Genomic DNA, 942 nt, shown 5'->3' with positions numbered 1-942 from the left:
GTCCGAACAAGACTATTGCGAGAAGGCCAAACATGAGAACCAAAAAAGCAGGAACGGCTACTGTCGTATATTTCTGAATAGCTATCGGTCCCCTCACTGTTACCAGAAATGCACAGATAAAGAGTACTATCGCGAAAAACGGCGCTCCCGTTGTTTGGCTTGAGAAAAAGCCAGGCATCCTTATCCAATTAGCAGCCTCTGCCAAAGCCTGGCCAGACATAAAAAGCGCAATCGAAATATAGCCGAGAGTTAAAATAAGAAAAACAAAGAAAAAAATATTGGATCCTAGATAGCCTAGTGAACTTCGAAACCCGACAAAGGTGTCTATGCCGTAACGCGCAAAATACAAGGTAATGGGAACGATCAACAACATTGGGAAGGCATTACCGAATAAAATCGCTGCCAGTGAGTGCTTTAAATCAAGCATTGTACCTGTATATCCCCCAGTTAACAGCCCAAAAGATGAGAGACCAATAACAACCTGAACTAAAATTAAATCCCTAAGGTTAAAAATCCGGTCACTTTTACTTGCCGGTAAAAAGCCAAAGGCCACATCCTTCGAAATGGAGGAATTCTCTTTACTCACACGCTTCTCTCCCAACTATAGATATATTGATTGAATGGAATGGAATTACGGCTGTTAATGTAATAGACAATGTAAAAGTACACTACCTTAAACAAGTACATAGACTAAATAGACAATGATTAATAGCATGAAAAAAATAGAACCGGTCGCATCCCTCCATTTCATTTTGTCGACTTTCACAGCATCTTCCTGCTCATACGCATCGATCCGTTCATTCAAATCTGAATATAGACTTTTGATGAAGGGATCTTCTGACTGGATATTCTGTTGAAACTGATTCACTTTATTCAAAATTGCTTCTCCCCCCTTTGCCTTCTCTTGTTTATTCCCTCACTTTTCTTAAATGCAATAACCAT

General features: G+C 39.8%; 2 protein-coding genes. Both read right to left on the bottom strand.

What is annotated here, in order from left to right; translation table 11 throughout:
- Positions 1-586 (bottom strand): cytosine permease (locus tag CVN76_RS05530; protein ID WP_198512495.1); only part of this gene is annotated, 586 nt, incomplete at its 3' end.
- An 87-nt stretch (positions 587-673) separates the two neighbouring features.
- The gene (locus tag CVN76_RS05525) at positions 674-877 is read right to left on the bottom strand and encodes a hypothetical protein (RefSeq protein ID WP_100530075.1); all 204 of its coding nucleotides are present in this window, start codon (positions 875-877) and stop codon (positions 674-676) included.
- Positions 878-942: the final 65 nt, after the last annotated feature.

Source organism: Bacillus sp. mrc49 (genome assembly GCF_002803435.1).
The sequence above is the reverse complement of the archived record's forward strand: the minus strand, read 5'-3'. Positions and strand labels throughout refer to the sequence as shown.